18 protein-coding genes and 2 pseudogenes are annotated in these 20,172 nt (G+C 69.8%); 3 read left to right on the plus strand and 17 right to left on the minus strand.

Going from position 1 to position 20,172, the window contains the following annotated elements:
* Positions 1–56 precede the first annotated feature (56 nt).
* The gene (locus OHS81_RS06210; RefSeq protein WP_328383189.1) at positions 57–326 is read left to right on the plus strand and encodes a hypothetical protein; all 270 of its coding nucleotides are present in this window, start codon (positions 57–59) and stop codon (positions 324–326) included.
* A gap of 904 nt (positions 327–1,230) precedes the next feature.
* On the opposite strand, the pseudogene OHS81_RS06220 reads toward OHS81_RS06210, so the two are convergent.
* The 4 genes and pseudogenes from OHS81_RS06220 to OHS81_RS06235 all read right to left on the minus strand — a co-directional run.
* Positions 1,231–1,323, minus strand: a pseudogene (locus OHS81_RS06220) (3-oxoadipate enol-lactone hydrolase); the annotation flags it as partial.
* A 370-nt stretch (positions 1,324–1,693) separates the two neighbouring features.
* A pseudogene (locus OHS81_RS37370) lies at positions 1,694–2,292 on the minus strand (transposase); the annotation flags it as partial.
* A gap of 266 nt (positions 2,293–2,558) precedes the next feature.
* On the minus strand, positions 2,559–3,212 hold the full coding sequence (locus OHS81_RS06230) for a response regulator transcription factor (RefSeq protein ID WP_127153797.1): 654 nt from the start codon (positions 3,210–3,212) through the stop codon (positions 2,559–2,561).
* The gene (locus OHS81_RS06235; RefSeq protein ID WP_328383192.1) at positions 3,209–4,456 is read right to left on the minus strand and encodes a sensor histidine kinase; all 1,248 of its coding nucleotides are present in this window, start codon (positions 4,454–4,456) and stop codon (positions 3,209–3,211) included. The genes OHS81_RS06230 and OHS81_RS06235 overlap by 4 nt, the downstream gene beginning before the upstream one ends.
* 168 nt (positions 4,457–4,624) lie before the next feature.
* Here OHS81_RS06235 and OHS81_RS06240 point away from each other — a divergent pair, with 168 nt between their 5' ends.
* Complete coding sequence (locus OHS81_RS06240) at positions 4,625–5,410, plus strand: polysaccharide deacetylase family protein (protein ID WP_328383194.1); 786 nt, start codon at positions 4,625–4,627, stop codon at positions 5,408–5,410.
* Positions 5,411–5,496: 86 nt separating this feature from the next.
* Positions 5,497–6,294, plus strand: coding sequence for a class I SAM-dependent methyltransferase (locus OHS81_RS06245; protein WP_328383196.1), 798 nt, complete (start codon positions 5,497–5,499; stop codon positions 6,292–6,294).
* 86 nt (positions 6,295–6,380) lie between these two features.
* On the opposite strand, the gene OHS81_RS06250 is transcribed toward OHS81_RS06245, so the two are convergent.
* The 13 genes from OHS81_RS06250 to OHS81_RS06310 all read right to left on the minus strand — a co-directional run bounded on the left by OHS81_RS06250 (position 6,381) and on the right by OHS81_RS06310 (position 20,171).
* Positions 6,381–7,040, minus strand: coding sequence for a response regulator transcription factor (locus OHS81_RS06250; RefSeq protein WP_328383197.1), 660 nt, complete (start codon positions 7,038–7,040; stop codon positions 6,381–6,383).
* The gene (locus tag OHS81_RS06255; protein ID WP_328383199.1) at positions 7,028–8,293 is read right to left on the minus strand and encodes a sensor histidine kinase; all 1,266 of its coding nucleotides are present in this window, start codon (positions 8,291–8,293) and stop codon (positions 7,028–7,030) included. Before OHS81_RS06255 ends, OHS81_RS06250 begins: the two co-directional genes overlap by 13 nt.
* 37 nt (positions 8,294–8,330) lie before the next feature.
* Positions 8,331–8,495, minus strand: a complete 165-nt coding sequence (locus OHS81_RS06260) for a hypothetical protein (protein ID WP_328383200.1) — start codon at positions 8,493–8,495, stop codon at positions 8,331–8,333.
* Between the two features lie 161 nt (positions 8,496–8,656).
* Positions 8,657–10,015, minus strand: coding sequence for an erythromycin esterase family protein (locus OHS81_RS06265; protein WP_328383202.1), 1,359 nt, complete (start codon positions 10,013–10,015; stop codon positions 8,657–8,659).
* 178 nt (positions 10,016–10,193) lie between these two features.
* Positions 10,194–11,342: a glycosyltransferase 87 family protein gene (locus OHS81_RS06270; RefSeq protein WP_328390939.1), complete on the minus strand. Its 1,149-nt coding sequence runs from the start codon at positions 11,340–11,342 to the stop codon at positions 10,194–10,196.
* Between the two features lie 152 nt (positions 11,343–11,494).
* A complete protein-coding gene (locus tag OHS81_RS06275; protein ID WP_328383204.1) occupies positions 11,495–11,935 on the minus strand; it encodes a hypothetical protein in 441 nt (146 codons plus the stop codon).
* A complete protein-coding gene (locus OHS81_RS06280; RefSeq protein ID WP_328383205.1) occupies positions 11,928–12,179 on the minus strand; it encodes a hypothetical protein in 252 nt (83 codons plus the stop codon). The genes OHS81_RS06275 and OHS81_RS06280 overlap by 8 nt, the downstream gene beginning before the upstream one ends.
* 772 nt (positions 12,180–12,951) lie before the next feature.
* The gene (locus OHS81_RS06285; protein WP_328383207.1) at positions 12,952–13,905 is read right to left on the minus strand and encodes an aldo/keto reductase; all 954 of its coding nucleotides are present in this window, start codon (positions 13,903–13,905) and stop codon (positions 12,952–12,954) included.
* 108 nt (positions 13,906–14,013) lie between these two features.
* Positions 14,014–15,156: a DegT/DnrJ/EryC1/StrS family aminotransferase gene (locus OHS81_RS06290; protein ID WP_328383209.1), complete on the minus strand. Its 1,143-nt coding sequence runs from the start codon at positions 15,154–15,156 to the stop codon at positions 14,014–14,016.
* A gap of 229 nt (positions 15,157–15,385) precedes the next feature.
* Positions 15,386–16,807 carry an alkaline phosphatase gene (locus OHS81_RS06295; RefSeq protein WP_328390940.1) on the minus strand — a complete coding sequence of 474 codons (1,422 nt, stop codon included), beginning with the start codon at positions 16,805–16,807 and terminating at the stop codon, positions 15,386–15,388.
* Positions 16,808–16,885: 78 nt separating this feature from the next.
* Entirely contained in the window at positions 16,886–17,992 is a 1,107-nt protein-coding gene (locus tag OHS81_RS06300; RefSeq protein WP_328383211.1) for a Gfo/Idh/MocA family oxidoreductase, read from the minus strand.
* A 191-nt stretch (positions 17,993–18,183) separates the two neighbouring features.
* Complete coding sequence (locus OHS81_RS06305; RefSeq protein ID WP_328383213.1) at positions 18,184–19,341, minus strand: dTDP-dihydrostreptose--streptidine-6-phosphate dihydrostreptosyltransferase; 1,158 nt, start codon at positions 19,339–19,341, stop codon at positions 18,184–18,186.
* Positions 19,342–19,571: 230 nt separating this feature from the next.
* Positions 19,572–20,171, minus strand: coding sequence for a streptomycin biosynthesis protein StrG (locus tag OHS81_RS06310; RefSeq protein WP_328383215.1), 600 nt, complete (start codon positions 20,169–20,171; stop codon positions 19,572–19,574).
* Position 20,172: the final 1 nt, after the last annotated feature.

Raw genomic sequence — 20,172 nt, forward strand, 5'->3', positions numbered from 1 at the left:
GCTTGTCACGACCGCCGTCACTGGTCTCTACCGTGAAGGTGACAGGAGGGGGTCTGATGGGTTCGCTGTACGAGGAGTTGGACGCCCGCGAGGCGGCCGCCCGGGTGCGGGTCGAGGAGCTGGAAGCCGAACTCGCTGAGCTGTCCGGAAAGCTGGAACTGACCCGGGAAGGGCTGGAGCGTCTGCGGATCGCGCGGATCAGACCGGAGCGGAGCCGATCCGGTCAAGCAGCTTCCGGAGCTCATCCGTCTCCGTCTGAGGCAGGGGCAGCAACGGTGGCCGCGGTGGGCCGACCGGGCGGCCCGTCAGGTCGAGCCCTGCCTTGATCGCCCGTGGCAGCCCCCGCCCGACGATGAACTCCAGGAACGGCAGCAGGGTTTCGAGGAGGGTGTCTCATGCAGCGCGCGGACGTCGAACGCACTCAGACTGCAAGACGTTCTCTGCATGCCCCTTTGTGACGCGACTCCAGCGCATCCGTGTAGCCATCCCACTTTCAATGACACATCCAGGACACCAGATGACCCTCAAGACAGACATTGACGGCGGCCGACTTCGAAATTCGAGCCCACCCAGCATCTCACCCCCAAGGCGATCCACTCCCTGATTCACGCCATGCGATATGGGAAACATGACGCACCATCAGATTCACCTGATGGTGCGTCACCAAAGTCAGCATCGAGTCAGCATGCACCCTGCCAGAGGTGGCGACAGACGGCGACACATGCACATGCCCCAATCCGCTCCACACCCCCCCTGACCTGCATAGATGCTGGCCAACCCGCTACACCCGCAACATTGCCCCAAACCCGGTGCCAGTGGAAACCGAAGAGGCAGGGCCCCGCGAGGCCCGGGCCGCAGGACACCGGGGCGGAGCTGGCCCGGCTGCGGACCGAGAACACCCAGCTGCTCACAGCCGAGAAGGAGTGGTCGCTCACGCGCGAGATCCTGCGCCGGGCAGCGGCCTGTTTCGCGAAGGAGATGAAGCGAAGACCTGCCGCTGGGACTATCAAGGGACTGAAAGCGGAGCCCAAGACACCCACCGCAGGCCGTCATGACCACCGATGCAAGAAGCCCCGCCGGAGGAAGGCGAATTCGGACGGGGCTTCGTCGTGTCACCAGATCTCACACGATTCGCACAGACCCCATAGACGCCTCCGCACCACAAGGCTCCGAGCTGGACTTACGCACCCCGCCCTGGACTCGCTGGACGCACTTGGAAGGTTCCTACGACATGTGCCAGGTAGTACCCAGAGCGGCGCCCAGGACGAGTACGGGGGCGTCGTCGGGGCCGTCGATCCGGTGTTGCAGGGTCTTCTCACTCACCCGGCCACGCTACCGGCTTTCCGGCGCGGTCCTGACGCCCGGGTCAGGAAGGGCCGTGGGAGTGTGCCCGCGAGCCCCGCCCGAAGCGGAGTTTGCGCAGGTCAGGACCTCTACCGCCTAGACGACGCAGACAACCGGATGACCCGGCTCGTCGTAGCTCACCATGATCCGCCGGTACGGACGCGGGTGCCTTGCTCGTGATCAGGACCGGGGCGTCGTCTGGCCCGTCAAAGCAGCCTTGCAGGGTGTGTCGATACCTCACTCACCCCCTTCACGCTCTCAGATCTCACAACTGCCCCTATGACGGAGATCATGACTGCGTGGGCCTGACCAGGTGGAACACCTCGCGGGCGGCGTAGCGTTTGAGTCATCGGACGATTTCGCGTCGGGTTTGCCCTCCTGGTGCGGCGTTCGTAGTAGTCCTGGGTGCGCGGGTCGAAGCGCAGGCGGGTCTGCACGATCCGGTGGAGGGCGGCGTTGGCCTGCCGGTCGCTGACGCGGTTGAGGCGACGGTACTGCCGACTGCCCGAGGAGCGTTCTACGGGGCTGACCCCGCACAGCGCGGCGAAGGACGCCTCACTGTGCAGGTATTCCGGGTTGTCCCCCATCGTGATCAGCAGAGTGACGGCCGTGTCCGGGCCGATGCCCACGTTCCGACTTCCCGCGCCGACGGCGGGCCGCGCGGTCAGGCCGGTTCATGTCGGACACCGCGACGCGCTGGGCCGGCAGATAGCGGGACAGGGCCGCACCGTAGCTGCCGGCCCCTCCACCCCGGCCCGGCACATCGTGCCCAACTGGCGGGCGCAGTCGAGCAGTTGCCGATGTCCGGTCGCAGTGGCGGGGAAGGTCTCGGTGCCGAGGACCGCCCCAGCGGGAGAGTACGGCGGCGACATGGGCGTCCCCGTGGGTGACCAAGCCGAGGACGGCCTCACCCGTAGGTGGGTGGTTCCTGGCTGGTGGGTGGGATGCTGGGCATTCTGGTCATGGTGGTTCACCTCCCGACGGATGGCCTCTCGGGGGGACCGGTCCGCTGGGCCGTCGGAACGGTGACGGCGCCTGGTTGCGGCAAGACCCCGTCACGGAACCCGTCCCGCCGCCCTCACACCACGGCTGAGCAACACCTTCACCGGGCGCCGAGCGGACTGCCACGAAAACGACATCTGCCTACCTGCGCGACCTCAGAGTTGGCCCGTCACGGCGGCCGAGGGCGGGTGACGCGGCACACCGGATGCGCGTCAGCGGTCGTCCGCGTCGTGGATCAGGAGGGCGATCTGCACGCGGTTGTTGAGGCCGAGCTTGGTCAGGATGCTGGAGACGTGGGTCTTCACCGTGGGCACGCTGATGAAGAGCTCCGCGGCGGCCTCGACATTGGTCAGCCCCCTGCTGACCGCCACAGCGACCTCACGCTCCCGGTCACCGAGGACCGCCAGCCGCTCGCGGGCCGCCCGCCGCCGCTCGTCGGCATCCGACTCCACCGTCACGGCAGTGATCAGCTGATGGATCACGGAAGGCGACAGGACCGGATCCCCCGCGGCCACCTTCCGTACGGCTTCGACCATCTCGCGCGGCGGGGTGTCCTTCAGCAGGAACCCGGCCGCGCCCGCGCGCAGCGCCCGTACCACGTACTCGTCGCTGTGGAAGGTCGTCAGCATCACGACCTCGGGCGCGGGCGGCCGGCTGCGCAGCAGCCGGGTCGCGGCCAGACCATCCATGACCGGCATCCGGATGTCCATCAGGACGACGTGGGGGGTGAAGGCGCGGACCAGGGGCTGCACCTCGGTCCCGTCCGCGGCCTCGGCGACGACGTCGATGCCGTCGGCCCCGGCGAAGAGCAGGCGCAGACCGGAGCGTACGAGGGGGTCGTCGTCGACGACCAGGAGGCGGATCATGCGGCCCACGGTAGCCAGGCCCTCAGATGGTACCCGCCTTCGCCCCGGCCGTACGTGAGCCGGCCGCCCGCCAGCTCGGCCCGTTCGGAGAGGCCGATCAGGCCGAGGCCGCCGCCCGGTACGGGGGTGCGGGACGCGTCCGGCGGGACGGGGTTGCTCAGTTCGACCGAGACCCCCTCCGACGGCCCGCCGGTGACCTCCACCCGCACCTCGGCCCCCGGCGCGTGCTTGCGGGCGTTGGTCAGACCTTCCTGGACGATCCGGTGGACCGTGCGGCCGGTGAGCGCGGCCACCTGTTCCGAGGCGGTGACGTCCAGCCGGGCCCGGATGTCCGTACCGGCCTCGCGGCTCTCCGCGAAAAGCTGTTCCAGGTCGCCCAAGCCCGCCTGTGGCCGGGTGCCCCCGGTCTCCTCAACCGTCGGGGCGCGCAGCACCCCGATGACGGTGCGCAGTTCCTGCAACGCCCGGTGCGCGCTCTCCCGGATCACGGCAGCGGTGTGCGCAATTTCGGCCTCGGGCGCCCCCGGACTGAATTCCAGGGCGCCCGCGTGCAGACTGAGCAGCGACAGCCGATGGCCGAGCACGTCGTGCATCTCCCGGGCGATCTCCTCCCGCGCCGCCCGCTGCGCCTCCTCGGTGCGCCGGGCCGCTTCCGTCTCGGCGCGGTCGACGCGCTCGTGCAGCGCGCGCACGAACAGGCCCCAGCCGACCGCCGCCGCCACCAGCGCCACGCCGAGCACACCGGCCAGCATCTTCTCGGCGGTGAACGCCGAATACGAGAGCCACATGGACACGAAGTACGCGCAGTGGAGCAGGAAGGGGACGAGGGCGAGGCCCGCGACCCGGGCCGTGGTGCGTGTGGGGCGGTGCACCGCGACAGTGAAGACGGCGATCAGGGAGGGCAGCAGGAGAGGGTAGAGCAGGCCGGCCAGCAGCAAGCCGGTGGCCACTGCGGTCGGCCACCTGCGCCGCCACCACAACACCCCGCAGAGGATCACGGCTCCCGTCCACTCGTGCGGGGAGAGCCAGGTGAGGCCCAGCGAGACGAATACGGCGTTGAGGGGCCAGAAGTCGAATTGCGGGAGGAGCACAAGGCCGTCACCCGCGATCCCCGTCGTGAAAGCGGCCACCAGCACGGCCAGCGCGTCGACCGCGCGGGGGGCGAAGGGAGACCGGCCGCCCGGCCCGGGGCGAGGAGGGGACCCCGGATCGAGGGCGGGGGGCAGGCGAAGGACATGGCGCATGCCCGCCACGGTAAGGGCACGGCGGCCGTCCACCGGCCCCGGAAACCGTGCTCCCGGCCCGACCATACTTAAGGAGGAGTGGTACCGGGAGCACGATCCTTCCTCTGGCGGCCCGGGCGGGACTTCCTGCCGATCCCCGCTGGTCAGGACGTCCATAGCGTCGTCGGCATGATCGTTGGACGAAAGAAGATCTGGCTCGGCGCCGCCGCGTCACTGGTGGCCGTCGCGTCCCTGGCGGCCGGTGTCCTGAGGCCGGATCGCATATCTCCCGGCGAGGCACGGTCGCGGGCCTCGCACACCGAAGCCCGGCCCGCGGCGGGGACGACGGCCCACGGCGGGGCCGTCGACTGCGGCGAACTGCGGTGCATCGCCCTCACCTTCGACGCCGGCCCGGGCAAGGACACCCCCGAACTGCTCGACCTGCTCAAGAAGGAGCAGGTCCCCGCGACGTTCTTCCTGCTCGGCGAGAACCACGTGCTGAAGCACCCCAAGACCGTACGCCGGATGGCCGCCGAGGGGCACGAGCTGGCCAACCACACCTGGTCGCACCGTATCCTCACCGATCTGGACGCGGCGGGCATCCGTACGGAACTCGCCCGCACACAGGACGCCATCGAGCGGGTGACCGGCCGCAAGCCCACCCTGATGCGCCCGCCCCAGGGGCGGACCAACCGGGAAGTGGCCCGGGTCAGCCGGGAACTGGGCCTGGCGCAGGTGCTGTGGAGCGCCACCGCGAAGGACTACTCCACCACGGATTCCGCGCTCATCACCCGGCGGATCCTCGATGCCGCCGACCGTGACGGGATCATCCTGCTACACGACATCTACGACGGCACCGTCCCGGCGGTCCCCGGCATCATCGCCGAACTCAAGCGGCGCGGCTACACCTTCGTCACCGTCCCACAGCTCCTGGCCCCGGGGGTCGCCGAGGCCGGCGCGGTCTACAAACCCTGACCTCTTTCCCTTCCGCCTCCTTCCGCCTCCTTCCGCCTCCTTCCTCCCCTGTCTCTTCCCCTGCTCTCTCGCGATCGAGGACGTCCATGCCCAAGAAGACAGCCGCTTCCCTCTCGGCCAACCGCGCCGCACTCTCACACCGCGTCGCCTACGCCCTGCGCCACCCCGAACGGGTCCCCCCGTACCTGCGGCGGTCGGCGCGGGACACCTGGCTGCGGCTCAAGCACCGCGACCACGTCTCGTACTACCGGGCCGTGATGGCCTCCGATACGGGCCGCAACCCGGAGGCCGCGGTCGGCAGCAGGACCCATGAGCGGTGGCTGGCGCTCGGCCTGATGCAGTTCGACTACCTGCTGGAGCACGGGCTGCGCGGCGACCACCGGATGCTGGACATCGGCTGCGGCAACCTGCGGGCCGGACGCCACTTCATCGCCCATCTGGATCCGGGCCACTACTACGGCATCGACATCTCGCCCGACATCCTCGTCTCGGCCAAGCAGACGCTGACGGAGTACGGGCTGCAGAGCAAGCTGCCGCACCTGACCATCACACAGGACCTGACGCTCGACTTCCTGCCCGACGCCCACTTCGACGTGGTGCACGCGCACAGCGTCTTCTCGCACTCCCCCATCGGAATCATCGACGAGTGCCTGGGCCATGTGGGGCGGATCCTGGCGCCGGGAGGCTTCTTCGACTTCACCTTCGACCGTACCGAGGGCGTCGAGCACCAGGTGTTGCGGGAGGACTTCTACTACCGCACCGAAACGCTGATCCGGCTGGCCGAACAGCACGGACTGACCGCCCGGTTCATGGACGACTGGGAGACGCGGCCGCACGGCCAATCGAAGATCCGGGTCACGGCACCGAACGGTTACCAGGCCTAGGGGGCGTCGACTGGTAGTCAGCCAGATGCCCACACGGTGCGCTCCACGCCACTGACCTGCCGGCGGGGGCGCCCGCCGCACCGGATTCAGGCCCGGCGGCGGGGGTCCTCGAGGTAGTGGAGGACGGCGGCGACGCGCCGGTCCAGTCGGTGGGTGGGTGAGAGGTCGAGTTTGGCGAAGATGCTGCGGATGTGCTTGTGGACAGCGCTGTCCGTGACGACGAGCCGTTCCGCGATGGCGTTGTTGCCCAGCCCCTCGGCCATCAGGACGAGTACGTCCCGCTCGCGAGGGCTCAGCCGGTCCAGCCGGGTGTCCTGGCGGGACCGGGTGAAGAGCTGCGTGATGACCTCGGGGTCGATGGCGGTGCCTCCGGCCGCCACCCGCCGAAGGACGTCCAGGAATTCCTCCACCCGCCCGACCCGTTCCTTGAGCAGGTAGCCGAGGCCGCCCACGCCGCCGGTGAGCAGCTCCGTCGCGAAGGTCTGCTCGACGTACGCGGACAGGACGAGGACGGCCAGGTCGTGTTGCCTGCGCCGGGCCTCGACCGCCGCGACGATCCCCTCGTCGGTGTGGGTCGGCGGCATCCGCACGTCGAAGATGGCGACGTCCGGTCTGTGTTCGCCGATGGCGTCCAGTGCCTCGTCGGGGGTGCCCGCGGTGGCCACCACATCGAGGGACTCGGCACGCAGCAGCAGGGCGAGCCCCTCGCGCAGCAACGGGTCGTCCTCGGCGATCACGATCCGCATGGAAGATCCACCTCAAGGGTTGTCGGGCCGCCGGACGGGCTGGTCAGGGAGAGGTTGCCGTCGTGTGCCGCGATCCGGCGGCGGATGCCGGTGAGTCCGGAGCCGCCGCCCTCGTCCGCCCCGCCCCGGCCGTCGTCCTCGACGCACAGGTGGAGACGGCCGCCGCGGCTGCGCGCCGTGACGGTGGCATGGTCGGCGCCGCTGTGCTTGGCGATGTTGGTCAGGGCTTCGGCCACGACGAAGTAGGCGGTCGCCTCGACCGAGGCGGCGCACCGCTCGGGTACGTCGACGTCGATCCGGCAGGGCACCGCGCAGTTCGCGGCCAGCCCGGAGAGTGCGCCGGTGAGTCCCCGGTCGGCCAGCACCGGAGGCAGGATGCCGCGCGCGACCGTACGCAGTTCGGCCAGCGCCTGCTCGGCGGCGGAGTGTGCGCGTTCGAGGAGTTCGTCGGCGTCGGCGGGGTCGCGGGCCACCATGCGGCGGGCGGCGCCGAGCAGGATGGTCACGGAGACGAGCCGGTTCTGGGTGCCGTCGTGCAGGGAGCGCTCGATGCGGCGCAGTTCGGTGGCGTGGGCGTCCAGGGCAGCCGCGCGCGTGGCGGTGAGCTCGGCGACGCGCAGGGACAGGTCCGTCTCGGGGCCGGCCGCCAGGAGTCGTCGTCCCGGGCGGGCCTGCAGGCGCGCCATGCCGGGGGTAAGGCCCAGGATGATGGCGGTCCAGCCGAGGCCCAGCAGGCCGACGGCGAGCGCGGCCGGCCAGGATTGCACGTTCCCGAGCCCCAGCGACGTAGTGGCCACCTCCTCGGGCGCGAACCGCCACCACAGCGGGAAGGTGCCGTCGCGGAGGGCTGAGATCGGCAGCAGGACGCCGAGCAGGCCCAGGAGGAACCCCAGAGTGGCGTGGCGGACCAGCCAGCGCAGCTCCCGTCGCGTGGTGGGGTCGACGAGGGCGAGCCGCAGTTGCGTCGGCGGGGGTTCCGGGGCGACGACTTCGGGACCCCAGCGACCGAGCCGGACGCGCTCCCGGCCGGCCAGGGCGTGCAGCGCGCGCAGTACGGCGGGCGCCATGAGCAGTCCCACCCCGATCGGACCGGTCACGGCGGTGACGGTCAGCCAGAGCAGCACGAACAGGGCCGAGAGGGCACTGCCGAGCCCGGAGGCGAGCTGTCTGATCGCGGCCGTCGCGGGCCGTACGACGGTGTCTTTGAAACCCGCCCGCGCGTCACCGGCTGCCGCGCCCTGCCGGATCGCCATCAGTCCTCCCTCCCCCTCCCCTGCTGCGCGGACGACCCTATGACGCGGCCGGCTCGCCGTCCGTCACGGGGTCGGGGAGTACGGCCTGCTGTACCTCGAACCGGGCGGTCTGGGGGATCGGCCGGGAAGGGTGCTCATCCATGGCGTCGGCCGGCGGCTGCTGGTGGACCGTCGGTTGTTCGTCCGGTATCCCCTTGACCATCAGCCCGCTGCCCGCCCTCGCCCTCCCCAGGCCGGCCTTCGGCAGCGGCCCGGTCGACGCTCCCGCGCGGCCGGGGGTGTTCCGGCGGACGGCACACGCGACGGGAGGCCGGCCTCCCGTAGGTCAGGAAGGGTCGAGCGGCTCGTGCCGGAGTCTGGCCGTCACGGCATCCGCCTGTCCGCCTCGCGGACTTCGTGAAGGTGAATGAGGACGTCGAAGCCCTGGGCGAGCCTGACGTCGCGCGGCTGCACGGGGAACTGCGTGCCGACGTTGAGCGTGGGCCGGGCGGTGTTCAGCCAGGCGCGCGCGGGCGCCGGGGCGTTGCGGACGTCGAGGTAGAAGTCCCGGTAGCGGACCTGGTCGAGGGTGTGCTCGTTCCTGCCGGGCTCGGCGGCGTCCACGGTGAACTTCTTCCAGTCGCCGCCCAGGGCGGCGTCCTTCGACAGGAAGGAGCCTTGGTTGAAGGTGAAACCGATGGGGAGATAGCTCTTGCCCATGGTGTCGCGCAGGAACGACCCTTGCGTCTTGGGATACACCTCGGGATTGCTGGCGGCGTAGGCGACGTGGTCGTTGTGCGCGGACAGCAGGATCTTCTGGCCGGTGTGCTGCTGCCACCAGGTGACGTTCTGGGCCATCACCTCGTCGCGGAAGCGCTGGAAGGTGGGCAGCGAGTCCGAGTCGTTGGGGTTCATGGTGAGGAACCTGGCGGTCTGGGCGATGGAGCGGGCGTTCTGCTCGGCCCATTCGAACGCCTTGCCGGAGCCCTTTTGGCTGCTGACCAGTTCCAGGGCCTGCTGCGCCTTGGTGGCGAGCTGCTGCCGTTCCGCGAGCGGCTTGCGCATATGGGCGAAGGCGTCGTCGATCGGACGCAGGCCGGTGTAGAGCTCGTTGAGCCGCGGCAGCGCCTCCGGGTGGTTCTGCTGCACGTAACCGGTCACCCGGCCGAAGAACGCGTCGTTCACCGCGGGGGCGCCGATGTCGTCGCCCATGAAGTGGACGGTGCGGCCGGGGTGGCGGCTGTTGTAGTCGCGCATCCACTCGATGAGGCGCACGAACTCCTCACGTTCCCAGGGAGAGTTGGTCAGCGTCTCCTTGGCGATCTTGCGGGCGTCGCCCTTTCCGGTCTGGAGGTAGTCGTCGATCTGGAGCCCGGCGGACCAGCTCAGTTCGAGGGCGAAGGTGGTGAAGCCCTTCTCCTCGACGAGGTGGCGGAAGACCCGCTCCTTCATGGCGAAGAACTCGTGGGAGCCGTGGGTGGCCTCGCCGAGGCCGACCACCTTGGCGTCGCCGATCATCGAACCCAGGGCTCGCAGGTCGGCCGTGTTCCTCCCGGGCTCGGCCGAGCGCAGCGGGTGGGCCGCCTGCTCCAGCGCGCGGACCGGGTTCTGCTTCGCGCCGGCCCGATCGGCCGTGCCGGCTGTGGTCGCTTGGACCGCCACAGGAACGAGGACCGCTCCCATCGCGACCATCGCCGTGACCAGCAGCCCTCGCCGGCTGATGCGCTTCCGGTTTCTCGCCATGCTCTTTGCCCCTCACCTTGCGTACTGCGACGTGAGAAGGAGCATCGCCCGCGATGCCCTTGCCGCGCGCTGGGGGCAGCCACCGGACTTCTCCGGGTGGCTACCGCCCGCTGGAAGCGGTAGTAGGGGGTACCGGAGCAGGGGCGTTGCCCGTTACCAACGTCCCCGGACAGCACACCTAGCCGCCCTTCGGCAACTTCTCACGACGTCTTGGGCCTGCCGAGAGTGTGCGTTGACTGCGAAGGTCCACAGCGGCGGCAACCAGGATGGTGATGAAGATGAACACGTAGAGATTGGCCAGCACAAAGGCGAGGGGGCCGTCCGTCAGAACGGGTACTGCGTCGTCGTCCATCGGGTCGGCCAGGGCCAGTACCCCCGGGAGGGCGCCCGCGACAAGAACCGCTGTCGGCAGCCACCGGCCGCGACGGCCGGGCCGGCCCACCACCCGCGTCAGAAAGACTCCGAACGGCACCAGCCACACCCAGTGGTGCCCCCACGACCAGGGTGACACCGCGGCCGCACAGAGGCCGCACAGCGAGAGGGCCAGCAGTTGCTCCCCGCGTCGCGTCGCCCATGCCGCGAGCACCAGCACCGCAACGCCGACCACGGCGCCGAGTGCCAGCCACAGCCACAGGGCGGGGGTCTCCGGCACGCCGTTCTTCAGCAGAAGCCCTCGCAGCGACTGATTGTGCCTCGACGCCGGATCGACGTAGATCCGGCTGAGGTCGGCGAACATGCCCCGCAACCAGTAGTCGGTTGCGGCGGCGGGAACCACGAGGAAGCTCACTGCGACTGTCCCTGCAGCGCACGCCGATGCCACAGCAGCCTGACGGTATTTCCGGGTCACGATCAGATAGGCCACGAAGATGAGAGGGGTGAGCTTCAGTGCCGCCGCGAGCCCGACGCCCACACCCCGGGCGGGGTGGTCCGTGCGTCCCGTCAGATCGGCCAGTACCAATGCGACCAGCAAAAGATTGATCTGTCCGTCGTTGAAGTTGCTGTGCACCGATTCGAGTACGAACGAAGCACCGGAGACGGCGATCACCGCAGGGGCAAGGAGGCGTGTTGCCGGTCTGCCGAGCGAATACCAGGACCGCGCCACGATGAACACCAGCAATGAGGTGTTCAGCAACACCACGAGGATTTTGGCGGTTGCCGCGCTCAGTAGGGACAGAGGGGTGAAGACCAGGGCCGCGAAAGGTGGATAAGTGAAGCAGAAGTCGTGCCACACGGGCACGTTGTAGAGGTCCCGGCCGGCCAGTGCTGCCTCACCGCCCGCTCGATAAACCTCGAGATCGACCGCTTCGGCATCCAGCGCAAGGATCATGCTCACGAGCCCGAATATCCCCAATCCACTGACAAGGATTGAGCAGCCGGCCCGTCGCGCGGTCGGCCAGGTGCGTTGCGATTTCACAGGCGCCTCTTGACGTGGTGATCAGAACAGGGTGTGGCAACAAGAAGTGGCGTTGTCTTCACCGGTCAGGAGAGCAGATTCAAGCGCTGGAAGTCCGGCCAGATCTGCGTCCAGGGTTTCTTCTGCCGGCTGATCAGAGATATCGGGCGCGCCTGGTGGGCGGTGTCGATGCGCAGCCCGTTGTCGACGGTGGCGACCTGCCGGATCACGCCGAAATGGGCGCGGACTGCGGGCTCGGGGACACCGACGTAGATCAGGGTGGTGCGGTCGGCGTCGGGTGGGCCGAAGAACCAGTAGCCACGAGAACCGCTGTGCACGGGTGGCAGGCCGCGGGCGAGACCGTAGTACGCCGGGGCGGAGGCCACCCCGTAGTCGTCGGACATGACCACCGTGTGGTCTCGCCGGTCACGGGGAATTTGGTGATAGACGTCGCTGAACTGGTCGGCCAGCTGCGGCCAGCCGATCTCGGAGCGTTGGTCGAAGCGTGGGCAGCTGCGGTCACCCACGGCGCCCGCCGTTCCCGCCGAACACCCGGGCCGGCAGCGCGGCCAGCACGATCCCTGTCGCGGTGGCCAGGATCGCCGGGAGTCGCAGCACGCGCAGTGTCCCCGGAGTGAGGGTGTCGGCCAGCAGCGCCAGCAGCGGCACGCCGGGGGGCTGGTCGGCATACCCCCAATCCAGGTGGCGGCCGGCCATGATGAAGTACAGCTCGTCGCCGTCGTAACCGTAGCGGCCGGCCAGCGCGAGCACCGGCCAGCGCGAGCAGCAGCACCGTGGCGCCGGCCGCGATGCCCAGTACCGGTAACTGCGCCATTGGGGCCAACTCGGCCGGCCTCGTGCACGGGCCGGTCGGTGATCTTTGGCAGTTCCCTCTCTCCGGCGGTGGCAGCGGGCGGGACCGCAGAGGCAGCGGCAGTTTGCCGATTCCGCACAGCGCACGCGAGGGCGGTCGAGCCCCGCGAAACGGAGTCGTCACGATTAATCCCTCCAGGAAGGGAATCCTGCAGACAGTTGGGCGATGAATGTGCTGAAAGTCGCTCCAGGATTGATTTTCTTCCGGTATCGATCCGGTGTTCAACCGCGTACGACGTCAGCCGAACGCCCCGGCCTTCCCCGCACATCCGATGTGGGAGGAAACCGCCGGGTGGCGGATTTCGCTTACGCCCTGTCGCGTGCAGGAATTGCTCAGGGAACCGGGGTTGCGAGATCTCAGCCGCCAGGTCCTGGTCGAAGCCGACGGGCATGGGCATCCTGCCGGCGATCCGGCGCATCGCCGGCAGGCGGTCTGAGAGCCGCATCCTTCGATGACGGGCCACGGCAAGGGCAGTGACCGAGCAGCCGGTGCACCACCACCGGCAGAGTCCCGGACCTCGTGGCCGGCTTGTCGAACACGGTCCGCGGGTTTCGGTTCGCTGCCGGGCAGTCGCCTGTCGATCACCTTCGTGCCGACCGCGGCGAGCCCCGGGATGCTGCGCCGTCAGGATGGGTTGGCGCTGCAGGCCCGGTGCCGGTGTTGCGGAGGTCAGCGGGTGGGGAGGTCACCCCCGCCGGTCTCCAGCCAGTCGCGCTCGGCATCGGTGAGCCGATGTGCCGCGGCGGCCAGTGAGTCACGGACCTCCTCGGGCTGCCGGGGCCCGATGAGAGCGACGACCGGGAAGGGCTGGGAAAGGGTCCAGGCAAGGGCGATGCCGGTGGCGGATATTCCCGTGCGCTCGGCCAGCAGACCGGCGCGGTGGATCCGGGCGGCGTTGGTCCGGCTGTACCAGCTGTCCGCGAGCGGACCGGTGCGCAGCTCATCGGGGTGAGCGAGGGCGTGCGCGCCGCGGCCCTGGCTCGCCCAGGGGTACAGCCGGGCCCTGCCCTCGGCCAGCCAGGCGCGCCAGGCAGGGTCGTTGGAGGTCTCGGTGCCCGGATAGATGGGGTGGACCATGTTGATCAGGCTGTATTGGTTGCTGATGCCGGCGGGCAGCGGCAGACCGTGTGCGCGGGCATAGGCGACGGCCTCGGTGACGCGTTCGAGGGTCCAGTTGGACATGCCGTACGCGCCGATGAGGCCACGGTCCACGAGGTCGGCGAGGACGGTGACGAACTCGCCGACGGGGATGTCGGTGTTGTCGCGGTGAAGCATGTAGAGCGCGGCAGTGTCCCGGCCCATCCGCTCGAAGCTCTCGGTGAGCTGGCACTCGACCCGGTCAGGCAGGCATTCCGGGGTGTGCGCGCCCTTGGCCAACACCCAGACGTCCTTTTCAACGCCGCGCGACCGGGCCCAGGCGCCGAAGGTGCGTTCGCAGCAGCCGGGGCCGTAGGCGTGGCCGTAGAGCCAGGCGGTGTCGAAGGCCCGGCCGCCGCCCTCCCAATAGGCGTCGAACACGGGGAAGCCGCGTTCGTTCTGGCCGAAGGCCGAGGTACCGAGGAGCAGCGGGGGGCCCTCGGGACCGGGGGGCAGGGCGGGGGCGGGCAGCGGGGCGGGGGGCATGGCGGCTCTCCTGGTGGTGTGGGGTGGTCGGGAGGAACGGGCTCCGCACCCCGGTCGTGTGCGACCGGGGTGCGGTGCCCCTGTGTCAGGCGTGGTGCAGGATGCGCGTCACGCGGTGACGGCGACGGCCCTGCGGACCTCGTCGGCGATGTGGTTCAGATGGCCCTCCGCGAGCCCCGGGTGCGACGGCAGCGCCAGCAGCTCCTGGGACAGCCGCTCGGCGACCGGCAGGGACACCCCCTGGTGCTCGGCGAATGCGGGCTGCTTGTGCAGCGGGAACGGGTAGCGCAGCAGTACCGGGACGCCTCGCGAGCGCAGGTCGGCGGCGACGTCCGCGGCGGGGCGGCGACCGCCGCCCGGCGCCACTCGCACCGCGTACTTCCAAAACGCGTGGGTGGTGCCCGGCGGCTCCACCGGCAGTTCCAGTCCCTTGGCACCGGCCAGTTGCTGTGAGAGGTGGGCGGCGTTGCGGCGGCGGGCCTCGACCATCTCGCCGAGCCGCTTGTGCTGGGCGATGCCGATGGCCGCCTGGACCGAGGTGAGGCGGTAGTTGTAGCCGACCTCGTGCGCCCAGATCATCCCGGGGCGACCCGAGACGGGGCCTTCGCCGTGGCTGCGCAGTCGGCGTACCCGCTCCGCGTGGACCGGGTTGTTGGTGAGCACGGCGCCGCCCTCGCCGCCGGAGGTGATCACTTTCTGCTCGAAGAGGCTGACGCAGGCCAGGTCCCCGAAGCCGCCGACGGGCCGGCCGCCGATCTCGGTGCCCAGCGCTTGCGCTGCGTCCTCGACGACCGGGACGCCCGCCTCGGCGGCAACGGCGGTCAGGGCGGCCATGTCGGCGGCGATGCCGTTGATGTGGACCGCCACGATGGCCTTGGTGCGCTGTGTGATCAGTGACTTGACCGAGACGGGGTCCAGGCAGTGGGTGTCCGGTGTGACGTCGGCGAAGACCGGTCGGGCGCCGAGGTACACAACGGGGCTCGCCGAGCCGATGAACCTGTGGGTGGGCACGATGACCTCGTCGCCCGGGCCGACGTCGAGGGCGTGCAGTGCCAGGTGTACCGCCGCCGTGCCGGTGGACACGGCGACCGCGTGCTCGACGCCCTGGCCGGCGGCGAGCACTGCTTCGAACTCTTCGATGGTGCTGTTCCCGAGCCCCACCAGTCGGTTGGAGCGCAGGGCCGCCACCGCCGCCTCGATGTCATCTTCCGTCAGCTGGGGCCACCGCGGTAATTCCTGGGAGGAGTTCAACTCTTCACGCCTTTCAACTCGGTGGATGCATTTACGGGTTCTTGGGGAGCGGGGATCGGCATATGGCGATCCGCTTTCTGTCGGGCCATGCTGGGGCGCGGCCCGAAATTCTTCAACGGCCGCTCCGAAACATCCTGGAACGCTCCGGATCACGTCCGGGATGCCTGGAATTTTCCGTGCCGGAGAATTCCCAGGAGGTTCGGGGCACTGCCGCAGGCGCGGCGGCGGTTCAGCGCAGTCCGAGGGCCGCTCTCACCGTGCCGAACAGGTCGGTGTTCTCGCGGACTCCGAGCACCCGGTGCGCGAGCGGCCCTTGGGCGGCAACCGGTACCGGGGCCCCGGTGTGGTCCTGCATCTCGCCGGGCATGGCCGTGGCGTACCCGAGCTGCATGCGGCCGCCCTCGTCGGTGACGAGCGTGGCGGACAGCCCTGCCGGTCGGGCGTCCTCGGGTAGCACCTGGGTCGCGTGGCCGTGGTCGGCGGTGACAATCACGAGGGTGCGAGGGTGTTGTTCGGCGTACGCGAGGGCGGTTGCCACTGCGCGGTCGAAGGCCACCGTCTCGCCGATCTGGCCGCACGGGTCGGCTTCGTGTGCCCGGTCGTCGATGGAGGCACCCTCGACCTGGAGGAAGAAGCCCTTGCCAGTCGCCCTTGACCTGTCGCGCCGGGCTGTCAGCAGGTCGAGTGCGGCGCGGGTGGACTCGGCCAGGGTGGGCGTGCCGGCGGGCCGGGCGGGGTTGTGGGGGGCGCACCGCCGGGGTGCGGTCCCGCCGGGTGCGGCCGGCGTGCCGGTCCATTCCACGGGCACCTGGTCAGGGGCGAACAACCCGAGCACGGGCCGGCCGGGGCGGGCCGCTGTCAGATCCGCTTGGTCGCGCACCACCTGGTAGCCGGTGGCACGGGCCTGTGCCAGCACCGTTCGGCCGCGGTACGGGCCGTCCGTGACGGTCTGTGCGAAGTGGTCGGCCCCACCGCCGAGCAGGACGTCGGGGCGGGCGGTGACCGTCTGCTCCACGATGGAGCCCGCGCCGCCCGCGGTCCGGGTGTCGGCCGGGCATGCGGCCATGTCCGCGGGGCCTTTGCAGGACCGGTCCGTGACGTGCGACGTCAACGCGGCGGGGGTCGCGTCGGCGACCGAGGCCGTGGTGACGCTGCCTGTTGCGTAGCCCTGGTGGTGGGCTTTCTCCAGCACAGTGGGCAATGGCCGGTTGGTGTCGGGGGTTTTGGAGACCCGTCCGTTGACCGTGCGCCGGCCCGTCGCCCAGGCGGTGGCGCCTGCTGCGGAGTCGGTGACGTAGACCGGCCGGCCCCGCTCGTCCACCGAGAAGGTGGTGCGCCGGCCCTCTGCGTCCAGGGTGTCCATGGCCAGTCTGCCGGTTGCGCCCATGGAGTAGTTGCGTGCTGCGGTGATCTCCGCGTCGCCCATGCCGTCGCCGATCAGCAGGATGACGTTGTCCGCAGGACCTGGGTCCGATACGCCCGCTCCGGTCGCGGTGGCAGCGGCGGGCCCGGTGGCGAGGGTCAGCAGTGCGGTGCCCAGGACGGCGTGCCGCCACGGGGCGGGTCTGTTTCTGCCGGGGCGGCGGGTTCCCGTCGTCCGTACTGGGTTCGTGTACCGCGTGCCGCCGGTCCGGTGGCCGGTGTCGTTCATGGTTCGTCGGATCGTCACGTTCCTCGTCCGGTTCCACGTCGGTCTCGTTCGGTTCGTTCGGTTCGCTCGGTTCGCCGTTCAGGTGTGCGGCACGCCCTGTGCAAGGGTGCCGTGCTGTGCTTGGTGTGCCGCCACCGCGTCTGGTCGGGCCCGGCTGCGCACGGGTGTTGCGGGAGCGCCTGACGGGGCCGGGTCCAGTTGGACATGGGTGCCGGTGCGGGCAGCGAGGCCTGCGGCTGCCGCTACTTCCTGCGCGCGCAGCGCCTCCTGTGCGGTGCAGGGGCTGGGGGCATCCTGTGTCACCGTGCGGAGGAATGCGTGGATCTCCTGCCGGTAGGCGGTCGCGAAGCGGTCGGTGAAGTCCTGGTACGGGTGCTGCCGGGGAGCGGGCGGGAAGCTTGTGCCGTCCTGGCCGAGCAGACGCAGTGGGGTCCGTGCGTCGAGCCCCACCGAGAGCGAGCTCTTGGTGCCCAGCACCTCGATGCGGTGGTCGTATCCGTGCGGGTCGAGCCGGGAGGCGCAGAGCACTGCGCGCGTGCCGTCGGTGAGGGTGAGGACGACGGTGGCCACGTCGTACCCGGCGCCGCCGAGCAGTCGCGCCCCGTTGGCCTGGACGGCGATCGTGCGCTGTCCGGTCAGCCAGTGCACGGCATCGATGTCGTGGATGAGGCAGTCCGTGAAGATGTCACCCGCCGTCTGTTCGTACGCGCCGGCCGGCGGCTCGTGGTCGAAGGCGGTGCACCGCACCAGCAGGATCCTGCCGAGTCCGCCCGAGACGATTCGTTCACGCAGCGCCCGGTACGCGGGGTCGCAGCGCCGTTGGAAGCCGACGTGTACCCGGGTGTGTGCCAGTGCCTCGGCCAGTTCGCGGGCTTCGGTGTCGTCGGCGGTCAGCGGTTTCTCGCAGAACACCGGTAAAGACGCCTGTGCGGCGGCCAGCAGCGGGGCTCGTCGCTGCGTCGCAGGGGTGGCCACGATGAGCGCGTCCACCTCGGCGACAACATCGCTGAGCGCTCGGCGGGAAGTCACGTCGGCGCCCGTGCCGGCAGCCAGGGCGCCGGCCAGACGGTCCGCGGCGTCGAGGTCGACATCGTGCACCACCAAGGCGGGTGGGTCCGGTAGTTCGAGCAGTGTGCGCGCGTGCAGTCGGCCCATGCGGCCGGCCCCGACGATTCCCACTCTCATCGAAAGTCTCCGTAAATGCCTGTCGGCGCCGCTCGGGGCGCCGGGATGAGGTCGTCCGGCGGTGCGTGACGGCCGGGCCCGGGCCCGGCTGCCGCAGTGCGGTTGCCATGCGGTGTGTGGTGGGTCGTGCGTGGGTGGTGCGGTGCGTTGAGGTTGTCCCAGCGGTCCGGGCGGCGGGGGTTGCCGGGTCGTCAGCTGAGGACGGCGGCCCACCGGGGGTCGGTCACGTCCACTCCGGAGGAGATGAGCTTGGTGCGCAGCTCGTCGCGCAGCTGGGCCAGGTCCACTTTGGACTGGCGCAGATTCGCGGTGAGCCGGGTGCTGCGGGTCCGGTAGCTCGAGGGGGTGTCCGGCCGCTTGTTGAAGTCCTCCAGCAGCAGCGCGTCGATATGCGCCGACCAGGGCAGTTCATGGATGCCGGCGGCGATCTCGCTGGGGCGCAGCCGGTGCCAGTACGAGATGCCGCCCGCGTGGACCAGCTGCGGGGCGAAGACCTTGGTGCCGGGGAACCTGTGGAAGTGGGAGATCCGTAGCCCCGCAGCGAGCGCCATCAGCTGATAGAGCATCAGGCCGTCGAAGACGACGCGGATCACCTCGTTGCCGTTGTGGAGGTGGTGGTAGCGCTCGTGGCTGCGTACCTCGCGGCCGTCGTCGAGTACGTCCACCAGTCCGCCTTGGGGGAAAGGCAGTTGCGGGCCCTCCAGCGTCATCACGCGGGCCAGTGCCTGTTCATGGTGCGGTTCGATGAGCCGCACCATGGCTGCGTCGATCTCCTTCTCCGGGCCGGGAGGGATGTAGGAGTAGGCGGCGGGGGTGACGGGGCCGCCGATGGCGCGCTCGATGTCGGGGCGTACCCGCGGATCGAGGGCCAGGAGCGGCGGTGCGGCGAGTGGGATCGGACCGTAGCTGAGCGGGCCGCTGGCAGCAACGCCCGGCTCCAGGCCGTCTGTGCAGCGGTCGAACCAGTCGGTGTCGGTGACGAAGCAGTCGACGTCGACGATGCCGAACGGCTGGTCCAGGTTGCGCAGCAGGAACTCGAAGATCTCGTGGCTGCCGACCCGGTCGTCCACGTCGAAGGCGGGCAGCTTGCCGGTCATGTGGTCCCGTAACGCTGTCTCCTGCGCGTTCAGCCCGGAACAGATGAACACGCAGTTCAGTGGCTCGGGGACGAATCGCAGGAAGTGATGGAGAACGTGCAGCAGTCCGGATGAGAAGAAGCAGAACCACGCGGGGCGGTCTGCCGGCAGGCCCGTGAGGAATTGTTGGAATCGGTTGTCGAGGTGCAGCAAGGGTTCGTCGGGCTGTCGGTCGCCCGGGGGCTTCTTGGTCGGATCGGAGGTCATCATCATGTCGAGGCCGTTTCCGTGCTAGCCGCCGTGTCGCCGGGGTCGTGGCTGATCTTTGTGGGCTCGCCCGCTGTGCCACGCGTTCTTCGGGAGCTTTCCCGGGTTCTTCCCTCGGTGTTTTCGGCGTGCTTTCGGGAGTGCAGTCGAGCGGGCTTGGTGGGCCGGGTGCCGGCACGCGGGCGGCGGGGCGGTCGCGCCGCGCCGCCCGTCGTGGCGCGGATGCCGGCCGGGATTCAGACGGTGTCCCAGTACTCGCCGAGCAGGAAGGGCAGTCCGTAGGACACCGACTTCCTGTCGTTGGGCCGGTAGGCGGCCCGGGGCAGGGTCCGGAAGTCGATGCTGACCCGGCTGATCTCGGTGTCGTTGACGACGTTTCCGTGCCAGGAGTTCGCGCCGTCGAACACGATGACCTCGCCGTACTCGGCGTGCACCGGCTCCTTGTCGATCCACAACGTGTTGTTGCCGAATGCCCGGGTGAGCGGGACCCAGTAGTTGACCTCGGCGGAGTCGTGCCCGAAGTCACGGTCACGGTGCCAGGAGCCCACGGCAACGGAGTTGCGCAGGTGTACCCGGAAGGTGGGGATGCGCTGGAGGTAGACGTCGTCGGCCGTGTCTCCGAGCAGGTGCCGTACCAGCGTGCGGTACGTGGGCGAGATGACGTCGACGTTGTCGTAGAACCGCTTGTGATAGGGCGTGCTCTGATCGGTCTCCCGGGTGGCGAGCCACTCGCTGGCTGCCAGACCCTCCAGGTCGTCCACGTCCATCACCTCGCGCACGAGGTCGGCGAGGGGGACCTTGGCCACGTCATAGCGCAGCCGTGTGTATGTCGTCATG

The sequence above is a fragment of the Streptomyces sp. NBC_00400 genome, from assembly GCF_036048035.1.
Taxonomy (GTDB): Bacteria; Actinomycetota; Actinomycetes; order Streptomycetales; family Streptomycetaceae; genus Streptomyces.

What these genes read in the sequence shown, in the direction of transcription:
- OHS81_RS06255 (WP_328383199.1), bottom strand. Translation starts at nt 8,293, where the DNA reads ATGGCGATCCGGCAGGGCGCGGCAGCCGGTGACGCGCGGGCGGGTTTC.
- OHS81_RS06230 (WP_127153797.1), bottom strand. Translation starts at nt 3,212, where the DNA reads ATGATCCGCCTCCTGGTCGTCGACGACGACCCCCTCGTACGCTCCGGT.
- OHS81_RS06300 (WP_328383211.1), bottom strand. Translation starts at nt 17,992, where the DNA reads ATGAGAGTGGGAATCGTCGGGGCCGGCCGCATGGGCCGACTGCACGCG.
- OHS81_RS06285 (WP_328383207.1), bottom strand. Translation starts at nt 13,905, where the DNA reads ATGCCCCCCGCCCCGCTGCCCGCCCCCGCCCTGCCCCCCGGTCCCGAG.
- OHS81_RS06235 (WP_328383192.1), bottom strand. Translation starts at nt 4,456, where the DNA reads ATGCGCCATGTCCTTCGCCTGCCCCCCGCCCTCGATCCGGGGTCCCCT.
- OHS81_RS06265 (WP_328383202.1), bottom strand. Translation starts at nt 10,015, where the DNA reads ATGGCGAGAAACCGGAAGCGCATCAGCCGGCGAGGGCTGCTGGTCACG.
- OHS81_RS06250 (WP_328383197.1), bottom strand. Translation starts at nt 7,040, where the DNA reads ATGCGGATCGTGATCGCCGAGGACGACCCGTTGCTGCGCGAGGGGCTC.
- OHS81_RS06210 (WP_328383189.1), top strand. Translation starts at nt 57, where the DNA reads ATGGGTTCGCTGTACGAGGAGTTGGACGCCCGCGAGGCGGCCGCCCGG.
- OHS81_RS06295 (WP_328390940.1), bottom strand. Translation starts at nt 16,807, where the DNA reads ATGAACGACACCGGCCACCGGACCGGCGGCACGCGGTACACGAACCCA.
- OHS81_RS06305 (WP_328383213.1), bottom strand. Translation starts at nt 19,341, where the DNA reads ATGATGATGACCTCCGATCCGACCAAGAAGCCCCCGGGCGACCGACAG.
- OHS81_RS06240 (WP_328383194.1), top strand. Translation starts at nt 4,625, where the DNA reads ATGATCGTTGGACGAAAGAAGATCTGGCTCGGCGCCGCCGCGTCACTG.
- OHS81_RS06260 (WP_328383200.1), bottom strand. Translation starts at nt 8,495, where the DNA reads ATGGTCAAGGGGATACCGGACGAACAACCGACGGTCCACCAGCAGCCG.
- OHS81_RS06270 (WP_328390939.1), bottom strand. Translation starts at nt 11,342, where the DNA reads ATGATCCTTGCGCTGGATGCCGAAGCGGTCGATCTCGAGGTTTATCGA.
- OHS81_RS06310 (WP_328383215.1), bottom strand. Translation starts at nt 20,171, where the DNA reads ATGACGACATACACACGGCTGCGCTATGACGTGGCCAAGGTCCCCCTC.
- OHS81_RS06245 (WP_328383196.1), top strand. Translation starts at nt 5,497, where the DNA reads ATGCCCAAGAAGACAGCCGCTTCCCTCTCGGCCAACCGCGCCGCACTC.